The sequence below is a fragment of the Pseudomonas sp. MT3 genome (assembly GCF_054720805.1).
The window spans coordinates 1-12,480 of sequence record NZ_JBTVPY010000013.1; the positions used below are offsets into that span (position 1 = coordinate 1).

Annotated in this window: 27 protein-coding genes; all 27 read left to right on the plus strand. The window is 58.5% G+C overall.

The features are described 5' to 3' along the window. Positions 1–121: EF-Tu C-terminal domain-related protein (locus tag ACYCAX_RS14700; RefSeq protein WP_456085452.1), on the plus strand; the 121-nt coding region annotated here is incomplete at its 5' end. A gap of 155 nt (positions 122–276) precedes the next feature. Then, positions 277–588: a 30S ribosomal protein S10 gene (gene rpsJ, locus ACYCAX_RS14705; RefSeq protein WP_003243886.1), complete on the plus strand. Its 312-nt coding sequence runs from the start codon at positions 277–279 to the stop codon at positions 586–588. Between the two features lie 82 nt (positions 589–670). Beyond that, positions 671–1,306 carry a 50S ribosomal protein L3 gene (rplC, locus tag ACYCAX_RS14710; RefSeq protein WP_015475320.1) on the plus strand — a complete coding sequence of 212 codons (636 nt, stop codon included), beginning with the start codon at positions 671–673 and terminating at the stop codon, positions 1,304–1,306. A gap of 14 nt (positions 1,307–1,320) precedes the next feature. Continuing rightward, entirely contained in the window at positions 1,321–1,923 is a 603-nt protein-coding gene (gene rplD, locus ACYCAX_RS14715) for a 50S ribosomal protein L4 (protein WP_015475321.1), read from the plus strand. After that, on the plus strand, positions 1,920–2,219 hold the full coding sequence (rplW, locus tag ACYCAX_RS14720) for a 50S ribosomal protein L23 (protein WP_015475322.1): 300 nt from the start codon (positions 1,920–1,922) through the stop codon (positions 2,217–2,219). The genes rplD and rplW overlap by 4 nt, the downstream gene beginning before the upstream one ends. Positions 2,220–2,230: 11 nt before the next feature. Then, entirely contained in the window at positions 2,231–3,052 is an 822-nt protein-coding gene (gene rplB / locus ACYCAX_RS14725; protein WP_015475323.1) for a 50S ribosomal protein L2, read from the plus strand. 16 nt (positions 3,053–3,068) lie between these two features. Next, positions 3,069–3,344, plus strand: coding sequence for a 30S ribosomal protein S19 (gene rpsS / locus ACYCAX_RS14730; RefSeq protein ID WP_015475324.1), 276 nt, complete (start codon positions 3,069–3,071; stop codon positions 3,342–3,344). A gap of 12 nt (positions 3,345–3,356) precedes the next feature. Beyond that, positions 3,357–3,689, plus strand: a complete 333-nt coding sequence (gene rplV / locus ACYCAX_RS14735) for a 50S ribosomal protein L22 (protein WP_015475325.1) — start codon at positions 3,357–3,359, stop codon at positions 3,687–3,689. 13 nt (positions 3,690–3,702) lie between these two features. Further along, positions 3,703–4,389: a 30S ribosomal protein S3 gene (rpsC, locus tag ACYCAX_RS14740; RefSeq protein WP_015475326.1), complete on the plus strand. Its 687-nt coding sequence runs from the start codon at positions 3,703–3,705 to the stop codon at positions 4,387–4,389. Positions 4,390–4,400: 11 nt separating this feature from the next. Next, entirely contained in the window at positions 4,401–4,814 is a 414-nt protein-coding gene (gene rplP, locus ACYCAX_RS14745) for a 50S ribosomal protein L16 (protein WP_009617163.1), read from the plus strand. After that, positions 4,814–5,005, plus strand: coding sequence for a 50S ribosomal protein L29 (gene rpmC, locus ACYCAX_RS14750; RefSeq protein ID WP_003093720.1), 192 nt, complete (start codon positions 4,814–4,816; stop codon positions 5,003–5,005). Before rplP ends, rpmC begins: the two co-directional genes overlap by 1 nt. A gap of 2 nt (positions 5,006–5,007) precedes the next feature. Next, a complete protein-coding gene (gene rpsQ / locus ACYCAX_RS14755; RefSeq protein ID WP_015475327.1) occupies positions 5,008–5,274 on the plus strand; it encodes a 30S ribosomal protein S17 in 267 nt (88 codons plus the stop codon). Between the two features lie 16 nt (positions 5,275–5,290). Next, on the plus strand, positions 5,291–5,659 hold the full coding sequence (gene rplN / locus ACYCAX_RS14760; RefSeq protein ID WP_003093714.1) for a 50S ribosomal protein L14: 369 nt from the start codon (positions 5,291–5,293) through the stop codon (positions 5,657–5,659). A gap of 12 nt (positions 5,660–5,671) precedes the next feature. After that, complete coding sequence (rplX, locus tag ACYCAX_RS14765) at positions 5,672–5,986, plus strand: 50S ribosomal protein L24 (protein ID WP_015475328.1); 315 nt, start codon at positions 5,672–5,674, stop codon at positions 5,984–5,986. A 19-nt stretch (positions 5,987–6,005) separates the two neighbouring features. Further along, a complete protein-coding gene (gene rplE, locus ACYCAX_RS14770; RefSeq protein ID WP_015475329.1) occupies positions 6,006–6,545 on the plus strand; it encodes a 50S ribosomal protein L5 in 540 nt (179 codons plus the stop codon). 13 nt (positions 6,546–6,558) lie between these two features. Then, positions 6,559–6,864, plus strand: a complete 306-nt coding sequence (gene rpsN, locus ACYCAX_RS14775) for a 30S ribosomal protein S14 (protein WP_015475330.1) — start codon at positions 6,559–6,561, stop codon at positions 6,862–6,864. Positions 6,865–7,053: 189 nt separating this feature from the next. Beyond that, on the plus strand, positions 7,054–7,446 hold the full coding sequence (gene rpsH, locus ACYCAX_RS14780; RefSeq protein WP_015475331.1) for a 30S ribosomal protein S8: 393 nt from the start codon (positions 7,054–7,056) through the stop codon (positions 7,444–7,446). 11 nt (positions 7,447–7,457) lie between these two features. Further along, positions 7,458–7,991 carry a 50S ribosomal protein L6 gene (gene rplF, locus ACYCAX_RS14785; RefSeq protein ID WP_015475332.1) on the plus strand — a complete coding sequence of 178 codons (534 nt, stop codon included), beginning with the start codon at positions 7,458–7,460 and terminating at the stop codon, positions 7,989–7,991. Between the two features lie 10 nt (positions 7,992–8,001). Further along, complete coding sequence (gene rplR, locus ACYCAX_RS14790; RefSeq protein WP_015475333.1) at positions 8,002–8,352, plus strand: 50S ribosomal protein L18; 351 nt, start codon at positions 8,002–8,004, stop codon at positions 8,350–8,352. 3 nt (positions 8,353–8,355) lie between these two features. Beyond that, positions 8,356–8,856: a 30S ribosomal protein S5 gene (gene rpsE / locus ACYCAX_RS14795; RefSeq protein WP_009617173.1), complete on the plus strand. Its 501-nt coding sequence runs from the start codon at positions 8,356–8,358 to the stop codon at positions 8,854–8,856. A 2-nt stretch (positions 8,857–8,858) separates the two neighbouring features. Then, the gene (rpmD, locus tag ACYCAX_RS14800; protein ID WP_009617174.1) at positions 8,859–9,035 is read left to right on the plus strand and encodes a 50S ribosomal protein L30; all 177 of its coding nucleotides are present in this window, start codon (positions 8,859–8,861) and stop codon (positions 9,033–9,035) included. 3 nt (positions 9,036–9,038) lie between these two features. Further along, a complete protein-coding gene (gene rplO / locus ACYCAX_RS14805) occupies positions 9,039–9,473 on the plus strand; it encodes a 50S ribosomal protein L15 (protein ID WP_015475334.1) in 435 nt (144 codons plus the stop codon). Then, complete coding sequence (secY, locus tag ACYCAX_RS14810) at positions 9,474–10,805, plus strand: preprotein translocase subunit SecY (RefSeq protein ID WP_015475335.1); 1,332 nt, start codon at positions 9,474–9,476, stop codon at positions 10,803–10,805. A 24-nt stretch (positions 10,806–10,829) separates the two neighbouring features. Beyond that, the gene (gene rpmJ, locus ACYCAX_RS14815; RefSeq protein ID WP_002555468.1) at positions 10,830–10,946 is read left to right on the plus strand and encodes a 50S ribosomal protein L36; all 117 of its coding nucleotides are present in this window, start codon (positions 10,830–10,832) and stop codon (positions 10,944–10,946) included. A 130-nt stretch (positions 10,947–11,076) separates the two neighbouring features. Beyond that, positions 11,077–11,433, plus strand: a complete 357-nt coding sequence (rpsM, locus tag ACYCAX_RS14820; RefSeq protein WP_015475336.1) for a 30S ribosomal protein S13 — start codon at positions 11,077–11,079, stop codon at positions 11,431–11,433. A gap of 18 nt (positions 11,434–11,451) precedes the next feature. Then, the gene (gene rpsK, locus ACYCAX_RS14825) at positions 11,452–11,841 is read left to right on the plus strand and encodes a 30S ribosomal protein S11 (protein ID WP_003093689.1); all 390 of its coding nucleotides are present in this window, start codon (positions 11,452–11,454) and stop codon (positions 11,839–11,841) included. A 16-nt stretch (positions 11,842–11,857) separates the two neighbouring features. Further along, the gene (rpsD, locus tag ACYCAX_RS14830) at positions 11,858–12,478 is read left to right on the plus strand and encodes a 30S ribosomal protein S4 (RefSeq protein ID WP_015475337.1); all 621 of its coding nucleotides are present in this window, start codon (positions 11,858–11,860) and stop codon (positions 12,476–12,478) included. Positions 12,479–12,480 lie beyond the last annotated feature (2 nt).

Sequence of the window (12,480 nt, forward strand, 5' to 3'; positions counted from 1 at the left end):
CAACGTTAAGATGGTTGTCACCCTGATCGCTCCGATCGCCATGGAAGACGGCCTGCGCTTCGCGATTCGCGAAGGCGGTCGTACCGTTGGTGCCGGCGTGGTTGCCAAGATCATCGAGTAATCGCTGATCCGCTCCAGAAAAAGGGACCCCTTGGGGTCCCTTTTTCGTTGAGTTGGTTAAATATTGACACCCCCAAGGTGCATCCGTACAATTGCGCCTCCTTTTAACGGGCGGAGTCCGTCCGTTGGGAATGGCAACTTGGAGTCTGAGGTCAAATGCAAAATCAACAAATCCGTATTCGGTTGAAGGCTTTTGACCATCGCCTGATCGACCAATCTACCCAGGAAATCGTGGAAACCGCGAAACGTACTGGCGCTCAGGTGCGTGGTCCGATTCCTCTGCCGACCCGCAAGGAACGTTACACCGTGCTGATTTCCCCGCACGTCAACAAGGACGCTCGTGACCAGTACGAAATTCGTACCCACAAGCGTGTTCTCGACATCGTTCAGCCGACCGACAAAACCGTCGACGCGCTGATGAAGCTCGACCTTGCTGCTGGCGTCGAAGTACAGATCAGCCTCGGCTAATGCCTTCGGCATTGGTCGTGTAACGCTCTGAAATGGGCGGCCATAGCGGGTGAAAGCCCCGTACACTAAAGAGGTTCTAAAGATGACAATTGGTGTTGTCGGTCGTAAGTGCGGCATGACCCGCATTTTCACCGAAGATGGTGTCTCCATTCCGGTCACGGTCATTGAGGTCGAGCCGAATCGCGTCACCCAATTCAAGAACGAAGAAAGCGATGGCTACCGTGCGGTCCAGGTGACTGTCGGCGAGCGTCGTGCTTCCCGTGTGAGCAAGGCGCAAGCCGGTCACTTTGCCAAGGCGAATGTCGCCGCCGGTCGCGGCGTGTGGGAATTCCGTCTGGGCGAGGAAGCCTACAACGCCGGTGATGCAATCACCGTCGAGCTGTTCCAGGCTGGCCAGCTGGTCGATGTGACCGGTGAGTCCAAGGGTAAAGGCTTTGCCGGTACCATCAAGCGCTGGAACTTCCGTGGTCAAGACAATACCCACGGTAACTCCGTTTCCCACCGCGTCCCGGGTTCCATCGGCCAGTGCCAGACTCCTGGTCGAGTGTTCAAGGGCAAGAAAATGTCCGGCCACATGGGTGCTGAGCGTGTAACCGTTCAATCCCTGGAAGTCGTACGTGTCGATGCAGAGCGCAATCTGCTGCTGGTCAAAGGTGCCGTTCCCGGCGCTACCGGTGGTGATGTGCTGGTGCGTCCGGCAGCCAAGGCTCGCGGTTAAGAGAGGAAGCTGAGATGCAACTGAATGTAAATGGCGCTCAGGCGATCGAAGTTTCCGAGCGTACCTTTGGCAGCGAATTCAACGAGACCCTGGTTCACCAGGCAGTCGTCGCCTACATGGCTGGCGGTCGTCAGGGCACCAAGGCTCAGAAGACTCGTTCCGAAGTCTCCGGTGGTGGCAAGAAGCCGTGGCGTCAGAAGGGCACCGGTCGTGCTCGTGCTGGCACCATCCGTAGCCCCATCTGGCGTGGCGGCGGCGCGACCTTCGCGGCCAAGCCCCAGGATCACTCCCAGAAGCTCAACAAGAAGATGTACCGCGCAGCTCTGCGCTCCATCCTCTCTGAGCTGGTTCGTCTGGACCGTCTGGTTGTCGTTGCCGACTTCGCTGTCGACGCACCGAAGACCAAGGGTCTGGTCAGCAAGCTGGAAGGCCTGGGCCTGAAAGATGTACTGATCGTCACCGAAGGCGTCGATGAGAACCTGTACCTGGCAGCTCGCAACCTGGCCCACGTCGATGTACGTGACGTCCAGGGTTCCGATCCGGTCAGCCTCATCGCCTACGACAAGGTGCTGGTCACCGTGTCTGCCGTGAAGAAGTTCGAGGAGCTGCTGGCATGAACCAGGAACGCGTATTCAAAGTGCTGCTGGGCCCGCATATCTCCGAGAAGGCCACTGGCCTGGCGGACGGCAACAGCCAATTCGTTTTCAAGGTTGCCACTGATGCAACCAAGCTGGAAATCAAGAAGGCCGTAGAAAGCCTGTTCGGCGTGAAAGTGCGTCGCGTCACCACCCTGAACGTTCAGGGCAAGACCAAGCGTACCGTTCGCGGCCTGGGCAAGCGTAACGACTGGAAAAAAGCGTACATCGCTCTCCAGCCGGGCCAGGATCTCGATTTCGCAGCTGGCGCTGAGTAAAGGGGTGCATCATGGCAATCGTTAAATGCAAACCGACTTCCGCTGGTCGTCGTTTCGTCGTCAAGGTAGTGAACCAGGACCTGCACAAAGGTGCTCCGTTCGCTCCCCTGCTCGAGAAGAAGTCCAAGTCGGGCGGCCGTAACAACAACGGTCGTATCACCACCCGTCATATCGGTGGTGGTCACAAGCAGCACTATCGTCTGGTCGACTTCCGTCGCAACAAGGATGGCATTCCCGCCATCGTTGAACGCGTCGAATACGATCCGAACCGTACTGCTCACATCGCTCTGCTGAAATACGCGGACGGCGAGCGTCGCTACATCATCGCCCCCAAAGGCGTGGTGGCTGGCGATCAACTGATCTCCGGTATCGGCGCTCCGATCAAGGCTGGCAACAACATGCCGCTGCGCAACATCCCGGTGGGTAGCACCATCCACGGTATCGAACTGAAGCCTGGCAAGGGCGCTCAGGTCGCTCGCTCCGCTGGCGCTTCGGCTCAGCTGGTTGCCCGTGAAGGTGCCTACGTAACCGTGCGTCTGCGTTCCGGTGAGATGCGCAAAGTCCTGGCTGACTGCCGTGCGACCCTGGGCGAAGTCTCGAACTCCGAGCACAGCCTGCGTTCGCTGGGTAAAGCCGGTGCCAAGCGCTGGCGTGGCGTTCGCCCGACCGTTCGTGGTGTTGCCATGAACCCGGTCGACCACCCGCATGGTGGTGGTGAAGGTCGTACCTCTGCTGGTCGTCATCCGGTATCGCCGTGGGGTCTTCAGACCAAGGGTAAGAAGACTCGCGCGAACAAGCGTACCGACAACATGATCGTCCGTCGCCGCAAGTAAATAGAGGGATACGACAGTGCCACGTTCTCTGAAAAAAGGTCCTTTTATCGATCTTCACCTGCTGAAGAAGATCGAAGTGGCGGTGGAAAAGAACGACCGCAAGCCGATCAAGACCTGGTCGCGCCGTTCGATGATCCTGCCGCACATGGTTGGTCTGACCATCGCTGTCCACAACGGCCGTCAACACGTGCCCGTTCTGGTCAACGAAGACATGGTCGGTCACAAACTCGGCGAGTTCGCTGCTACCCGCACTTATCGTGGGCACGCTGCGGACAAGAAAGCCAAGCGTTAAGGGGTAAGGAAGATGGAAGTAGCCGCTAAGCTCTCGGGCGCTCGTATCTCCGCCCAGAAAGCCCGCTTGGTCGCCGACCAGATCCGCGGGAAGAAGGTGGGCGATGCGCTCAACCTCCTGGCTTTCAGCAACAAGAAAGCCGCCGAGATCATGAAGAAAGTGCTGGAGTCGGCCGTTGCCAACGCCGAGCACAACGAAGGCGCCGATGTGGACGACCTGAAGGTCTCCACCGTCTTCGTCAACGAAGGTCGTTCGCTCAAGCGCATCATGCCGCGTGCCAAAGGCCGTGCTGATCGCATCGTCAAGCGGTCTTGCCATATCACTGTCAAGGTTGCGGACAAGTAACGGAGTCGATCAGATGGGTCAGAAAGTACATCCCAATGGCATCCGCCTGGGTATCGTCAAGGAGCACACCTCCGTTTGGTACGCAGATAAGCGCACTTACGCCGATTATCTGTTCGCCGACCTGAAGGTACGTGAGTATCTCCAAGACAAACTAAAAAGCGCGTCCGTAAGCCGTATCGATATCCATCGTCCGGCTCAGACTGCACGCATCACCATCCACACCGCTCGTCCCGGCATCGTGATCGGCAAGAAAGGTGAAGATGTTGAGAAGCTGCGTCAGGACCTGACCAAGCAAATGGGTGTGCCGGTGCACATCAACATCGAAGAGATCCGCAAGCCGGAACTCGACGGTATGCTGGTTGCGCAGAGCGTAGCTCAGCAGCTGGAGCGTCGCGTCATGTTCCGTCGCGCCATGAAGCGCGCTGTACAGAACGCCATGCGCATTGGTGCCAAAGGCATCAAGATCCAGGTAAGCGGTCGTCTGGGCGGCGCTGAAATCGCTCGTACCGAGTGGTATCGCGAAGGTCGTGTGCCCCTGCACACCCTGCGCGCCGACATCGACTATGCAACCTACGAAGCGCACACCACCTACGGTGTGATCGGTGTGAAGGTTTGGATCTTCAAGGGCGAGGTCATTGGTGGCCGCCAGGAAGAGCTGAAGCCTGTAGCGCCCGCTCCTCGTAAAAAAGCTGCTAAGTAAGGAGTACGCAAATGCTGCAACCTAAGCGTACGAAGTTCCGCAAGCAAATGACCGGTCACAACCGTGGCCTGGCTCATCGCGGTTCCAAAGTCAGCTTCGGCGAGTTCGCCCTCAAGGCAACCAGCCGTGGCCGTCTCACCGCGCGTCAGATCGAGTCCGCACGTCGTGCGCTGACCCGTCACGTAAAACGTGGCGGCAAGATCTGGATTCGCGTATTCCCCGACAAGCCTGTTACCAAGAAGCCCCTGGAAGTACGTATGGGTAAAGGTAAGGGCGGCGTCGAGTACTGGGTGGCCCAGATTCAACCGGGCAAGGTCCTGTACGAGATCGAGGGTGTATCCGAAGAGCTGGCGCGTGAGGCATTCGCCCTGGCTGCTGCAAAGCTGCCGCTCGCCACCTCCTTTGTTAAGCGGACGGTGATGTGATGAAAGCGAATGAACTTCGTGAAAAATCCGTTGAGCAGCTGAACGAGCAACTGCTCGGCCTGCTGCGCGACCAGTTCAATCTGCGCATGCAGAAGGCAACTGGCCAGTTGGGGCAGTCTCACCTGCTCTCGCAAGTGAAGCGCGATATCGCTCGCGTTAAAACTGTGCTCAACCAGCAAGCAGGTAAGTAATCATGGCTGAAGCTCAGAACACCGTCCGTACGCTGACTGGCCGCGTCGTCAGCGACAAGATGGACAAGACCGTCACCGTACTGATCGAGCGTCGTGTTAAGCACCCGATCTACGGCAAATACGTGAAGCGTTCGACCAAACTGCACGCCCACGACGAAACCAATCAGTGCCGCGTTGGTGACCTGGTCACCATCCGCGAAACCCGTCCGCTGGCCAAGACCAAGGCCTGGACCCTGGTTGATGTCGTCGAGCGCGCGGTTGAAGTCTAAGGGTCGGAGATAGAAGATGATTCAGACTCAATCCATGCTCGATGTCGCTGACAACAGCGGCGCGCGTCGCGTAATGTGCATCAAGGTACTCGGCGGTTCCCACCGCCGTTACGCCGGCATTGGCGACATCATCAAGGTCACCGTCAAGGAAGCGATTCCGCGTGGCAAGGTGAAGAAGGGCCAGGTAATGACTGCCGTGGTCGTTCGCACCAAGCACGGCGTACGTCGTACCGACGGTTCCATCATTCGCTTCGACGGCAACGCCGCCGTCCTGCTGAATAACAAGCAGGAGCCGATCGGCACCCGTATCTTCGGGCCGGTGACTCGTGAACTTCGTACCGAGAAGTTCATGAAGATCGTCTCCCTTGCCCCTGAAGTGCTGTAAGGAGTAGCCGTCATGCAAAAAATTCGTCGTGACGACGAAGTCATCGTCATTGCCGGCAAGGACAAGGGCAAGCGTGGCAAGGTGCTGAAAGTTCTCGCTGACGACCGTCTGGTCGTTGGCGGTGTGAACCTGATCAAGCGCCACACCAAGCCCAACCCCATGCTCAACCAGCAAGGCGGGATCGTCGAGAAGGAGGCGCCTCTGCACGTCTCCAACGTCGCCATCTTCAACGCTGAAACCAACAAGGCTGACCGCGTTGGCTTCAAGGTCGAAGACGGTAAGAAGATTCGTGTCTTCAAGTCGACCCAGAAACCGGTTCAGGCTTGAGGGAGCTAGGTAGATCACCATGGCACGATTGAAAGAAATTTATCGGAAGGAAATCGCTCCCAAGCTGAAGCAAGAGCTTCAGCTGGCGAACGTGATGGAAGTTCCGCGCGTTACCAAAATCACCCTGAACATGGGTCTTGGCGAAGCTGTCGGTGACAAGAAAGTCATCGAGAGCGCCGTTGCCGATCTGGAAAAGATCGCGGGTCAGAAGCCGATCGTGACTTACGCTCGTAAGTCCATCGCCGGCTTCAAGATCCGTGAAGGCTGGCCGATCGGTGTGAAAGTCACCCTGCGTGGCGATCGCATGTACGAGTTCCTGGACCGTCTGCTGTCGATCTCCCTGCCGCGCGTTCGTGACTTCCGTGGTCTGAACGCCAAGTCCTTCGACGGTCGTGGCAACTACAGCATGGGTGTCAAAGAGCAGATCATCTTCCCGGAAATCGATTACGACAAGATCGATGCCCTCCGCGGTATGGATATCACTCTGACCACCACCGCTCGTTCGGATGATGAAGGTCGTGCCCTGCTGCGCGCCTTCAACTTCCCGTTCCGCAACTGATTGGAGTAGGACCATGGCTAAAGAGAGCATGAAGAACCGTGAGCTGAAGCGTCAGCGCACGGTAGCCAAGTACGCTCAAAAGCGTGCCGAGCTGAAAGCGATCATCGCTAATCCGAACTCCTCCGCGGAAGAGCGTTGGAATGCGCAGGTCGCCCTGCAGAAGCAACCGCGTGACGCGAGCGCCAGCCGCCTGCGTAACCGTTGCCGTCTGACCGGTCGTCCGCACGGCTTCTACCGCAAGTTCGGCCTCAGCCGTAACAAGCTGCGTGAAGCTGCAATGCGCGGCGACGTGCCGGGCCTGGTGAAAGCCAGCTGGTAAGTCGTAAGCGGAGTCGGCAACGGCTCCGTTGATCGCCTAACGAACCAAGCCCCTTCATGGGGCTTGATTCGTTTTTGAGCGATCTCTAGAATACCCGGCTCCCCCGAGTCCGGGTTTTAGTTCGTCCGGCGTTTTGAGGGCGAGTTATGAAGTTGAAGGCTTATCTTTTGTATCAGGAGCATTAAGCCCATGAGTATGCAGGACCCGTTAGCAGACATGCTAACTCGCATCCGTAATGCCCAGATGGCTGAGAAGACCGTCGTGAGCATGCCGTCTTCCAAGCTGAAAGCGGCAGTCGCCAAAGTCCTCAAGGACGAAGGCTATATTGCGGATTTCCAAGTGACCGCCGAGGCCAAGCCTCTGCTGTCCATCGAGCTGAAGTACTTCGAAGGCAAGCCTGTCATCGAGGAAGTGAAGCGAATCAGCCGTCCTGGCCTGCGCCAGTACAAATCCGTAGACCAGCTGCCGAAAGTTCGCGGCGGCCTGGGCGTTTCGATCGTCTCCACCAACAAAGGTGTGATGACTGATCGTGCTGCCCGTGCCGCTGGCGTTGGTGGCGAAGTGCTCTGCACTGTGTTCTAAGGGGAATCAGCATGTCTCGCGTTGCTAAGAACCCCGTCATTCTGCCCGCCGGCGTTGAAATCAAGCTGGCTGGTCAGGAACTTTCGATCAAGGGTGCCAAGGGCGCTCTCGAGCTGAAAGTACATCCGTCCGTCGAAGTCATTCAGGACAACGGTGAGCTGCGTTTCGCTGCGCGTAACGGCGACCAGCAGACCCGTGCCATGGCCGGTACCACCCGTGCTCTGGTCAACAACATGGTAATCGGCGTCAGCCAGGGCTTCGAGCGCAAGCTCCAGCTGGTCGGCGTTGGTTACAAGGCGCAGGCCAAAGGCCAAGTGCTGTCCCTGGCTCTCGGCTTCTCCCACCCGGTTGATTACGAACTGCCTGCCGGCATCGTCGCGGAAACCCCCAGCCAGACCGACATCCTGATCAAGGGTATCGACAAGCAGCTGGTTGGCCAGGTTGCCGCGGAAATCCGCGACTTCCGTCCGCCGGAGCCGTACAAAGGCAAGGGCGTGCGTTACGCCGACGAAGTCGTCCTTCGTAAAGAAGCCAAGAAGAAGTAGGGCATAGCAAATGAGCGTCAAGAAAGAAACCCGTCTGCGCCGCGCTCGCAAGGCACGCCTGAAGATGCGCGAACTGGAAGCCGTACGCCTCTGTGTGTACCGCTCCTCCCAGCACATCTACGCCCAGGTCATTGCAGCCGACGGCGGCAAGGTCCTGGCCAGCGCCTCGACCCTGGACAAGGAATTGCGCGAAGCTGCCACCGGCAACATCGACGCAGCCAAGAAAGTTGGTCAACTGGTCGCGGAACGCGCCAAGGCTGCCGGCGTCACTCAGGTGGCGTTCGACCGTTCTGGCTTCAAGTACCACGGTCGCATCAAGGCCCTGGCTGATGCCGCTCGCGAAGGCGGTCTGGAGTTCTAAGTTATGGCAAACAACGATCAAAAGCGCGACGAAGGCTACATCGAGAAGCTGGTTCAAGTTAACCGCGTCGCCAAAACCGTAAAAGGTGGCCGTATCTTCGCCTTCACCGCGCTGACCGTGGTTGGCGATGGCAAGGGCCGTGTTGGCTTCGGTCGTGGCAAGGCGCGTGAAGTGCCGGCTGCTATCCAGAAGGCAATGGAAGCTGCTCGCCGCAACATGATCCAGGTCGATCTGAACGGCACCACTCTGCAGTACCCGACCAAGTCCGCTCATGGCGCCTCCAAGGTGTACATGCAGCCGGCTTCCGAAGGTACCGGCATCATCGCCGGCGGCGCCATGCGTGCTGTCCTGGAAGTGGCTGGTGTGCAGAACGTTCTGGCGAAGTGCTACGGCTCCACCAATCCGGTGAACGTGGTCTACGCAACCTTCAAGGGCCTGAAGAACATGCAGTCCCCTGAGTCGGTAGCGGCCAAGCGTGGCAAGAGCGTCGAGGAGATTCTCTAACCATGGCAACTGTCAAAGTTACCCTGATCAAGAGCCTGAACGGCCGTCTGGCCAATCACAAGGCTTGCGTCAAAGGCCTGGGCCTGCGTCGCATCAATCATACCGTCGAAGTTCAGGACACTCCTGAAAACCGCGGCATGATCAACAAGGCCTACTACCTGCTGCGTGTGGAGGGTTAATCCATGCAACTGAACGATCTGCGTTCCGCGCCGGGTGCCCGTCGCGAAAAGCACCGTCCGGGCCGTGGCATCGGTAGCGGTCTGGGCAAGACCGGTGGCCGTGGTCACAAAGGTCAGACCTCCCGCTCCGGTGGTTCCATCGCTCCGGGCTTCGAGGGTGGTCAGCAGCCGCTGCATCGCCGTCTGCCGAAGTTCGGCTTCAACTCGCTGAAGGCCCTGGATCGCGCAGAAGTGCGTACCTCCGAGCTGGCCAAGGTCGAGGGTGATGTCGTAACCGTGCAGGCCCTGAAGGATGCCAACGTGATTAACCAGAACGTACAGCGTGTGAAAGTCATGCTGTCGGGCGACGTTACTCGCGCAGTCACCCTGAAAGGCATCGGCGCCACCAAGGGCGCTCGTGCGGCTATCGAAGCAGCTGGCGGCAAAATCGAGGACTAAATGGCTAAGCAAGGTGCTCTCTCTGCGCTGAGCAACGGTGGTGGTTTGTCCGAGCTCTGGGCACGTCTGCGTTTCCTGTTCCTGGCGATCATCGTCTATCGGATCGGCGCGCATATCCCAGTTCCGGGCATCAACCCCGATCGCTTGGCGGCACTGTTCCGGCAGAACGAGGGGACCATTCTTAGCCTCTTCAACATGTTTTCCGGCGGCGCGCTGGAGCGCATGAGTATCTTTGCACTGGGGATCATGCCGTACATCTCGGCGTCGATCATCATGCAGCTCATGACCGCGATCAGCCCGCAGCTGGAGCAGTTGAAGAAAGAGGGTGAGTCTGGGCGTCGCAAGATCAGCCAGTACACCCGCTACGCAACTCTCGTCCTGGCGCTCGTCCAGGCCATTGGCATGTCCATTGGTCTGGGTAGCCAGGGCGTGGCCTTCTCCAACGACTTCGGCTTCTACTTCGTGTCGGTCACCACCTTCGTGGCGGGTGCGCTGTTCATGATGTGGCTGGGTGAGCAGATCACCGAGCGAGGTGTCGGCAACGGCATCTCCATGTTGATCTTCTCCGGTATCGTCGCAGGCCTGCCCCGAGCAATCGGCCAGTCCTTCGAGTCCGCGCGTCAAGGTGACATCAACATCTTCGCCCTGATCGCCATCGGCCTGCTGGCCGTTGCGATCATCGCGTTCGTGGTGTTCATCGAGCGTGGTCAGCGTCGTATCGCCGTGCATTACGCCAAGCGCCAGCAAGGTCGCAAGGTGTTTGCCGCCCAGACCAGCCATCTGCCGCTGAAAGTGAACATGGCGGGTGTAATTCCCGCGATCTTCGCCAGCAGCATCCTGCTGTTCCCGGCATCCCTGGGTGCCTGGTTCGGTCAGTCGGAAGGCCTGGGTTGGCTGCAGGACGTCGCGCAAGCGATCGCGCCTGGTCAGCCGCTGAACATTCTGCTGTTTAGTGCAGGGATCATTTTCTTCTGCTTCTTCTACACAGCGCTGATGTTCAACCCGAAGGACGTGGCGGAAAACCTCAAGAAGTCCGGTGCATTTATTCCGGGTATTCGTCCGGGTGAACAGTCTGCTCGCTACATCGATGGCGTGCTGACCCGTTTGACCATGTTCGGTGCCCTGTACATGACGGCCGTGTGCCTGCTGCCCCAGTTCCTGGTCGTAGCTGCCCACGTACCGTTCTACCTTGGCGGGACCTCGTTGCTGATCGTGGTCGTGGTTGTGATGGACTTTATGGCCCAAGTACAATCGCACCTCGTTTCTCACCAGTACGAATCCCTCATGAAGAAAGCCAACCTGAAGGGCTATGGCAGCGGCCTGCTGCGCTGACCCGTAAGGTTCGAGGAGTCACTGATGAAAGTTCGTGCATCGGTAAAGAAGCTGTGCCGTAACTGCAAGATCATCCGTCGCGAAGGCGTCGTTCGTGTGATCTGCAGCGCGGAGCCGCGTCACAAGCAGCGCCAAGGCTGAGTGTGAACCACGCGTTATAACCCGGCAGCTAGTGTGCTGCCGGGTTGATTATTTGTTTTTACAGCGCTAATATCCGCGCCCTTTCTTGGCTTCCTGGGCGCCGGGTAGCTGTCAATTGGAGTTTTTCTGAATGGCCCGTATTGCAGGCGTAAACATTCCGGATAACAAGCACACTGTTATCTCGCTGACCTACATCTATGGTGTCGGTCGCACTACCGCACAGAGTATCTGTGCAGCCACCGGCATCAGCCCGGCTGCAAAGATCAAGGACCTGAGCGAAGAGCAGATTGATTCGCTGCGTACCGAGGTGGGCAAGCTGACCACCGAAGGTGACCTGCGTCGCGAAATCAACATGAACATCAAGCGTCTGATGGACCTCGGTTGCTACCGCGGTCTGCGTCATCGTCGCGGTCTGCCGGTTCGCGGTCAGCGTACCAAGACCAACGCGCGCACCCGTAAGGGCCCGCGTAAGCCGATCCGCAAGTAATCGCTTAGGAATTTAGTCATGGCAAAACCTGCTGCTCGTCCTCGTAAGAAAGTCAAAAAGACGGTGGTCGACGGGATCGCGCATATCCACGCATCCTTCAACAACACCATCGTTACCATCACCGACCGTCAGGGCAACGCTCTGTCCTGGGCCACCTCCGGTGGTTCGGGTTTCCGCGGCTCGCGTAAGAGCACCCCGTTCGCTGCCCAGGTAGCGGCCGAGCGTGCCGGCCAGGCTGCTCTGGAATACGGTCTGAAGAACCTCGACGTCAACGTCAAGGGCCCGGGCCCGGGCCGCGAGTCGGCTGTACGTGCGCTGAATGCCTGCGGTTACAAGATCGCCAGCATCACCGACGTAACCCCGATCCCGCACAACGGCTGCCGTCCGCCGAAAAAGCGTCGCGTGTAATAGGAGACAGTGAGAAATGGCTCGTTACATTGGTCCCAAGTGCAAACTGTCCCGCCGCGAAGGCACTGATCTGTTCCTGAAGAGCGGTGTTCGCGCCCTCGACTCGAAGTGCAAAGCAGAACAAGTTCCTGGCCAGCACGGCCAGCGCCGTGGTCGCCTGTCCGACTACGGTCTGCAGCTGCGCGAGAAGCAGAAAGTGCGCCGCATCTACGGCGTTCTGGAGCGTCAGTTCCGTGGCTACTATCAGGAAGCGTCCCGCCGCAAGGGCTCCACGGGTGAGAACCTGCTGCAGCTGCTCGAGTGCCGTCTGGACAACGTCGTCTACCGTATGGGCTTCGGTTCCACTCGTTCCGAATCCCGTCAGCTGGTGTCCCACAAGACCATCAGCGTCAACGGTCAGACCGTGAATATCCCGTCCTACCAGGTCAAGGCAGGCGACGTCGTTGCTGTTCGCGAGAAGTCGAAGAACCAGCTGCGTATCGCCCAAGCTCTGGACCTGTGCGCCCAGCGCGGTCGCGTTGAGTGGGTCGAAGTGGACACCGACAAGAAAGCTGGCACCTTCAAAAGTGTCCCGGCTCGTGCCGATCTGTCCGCCGACATCAACGAAAACCTGATTGTCGAGCTCTACTCCAAGTAAGG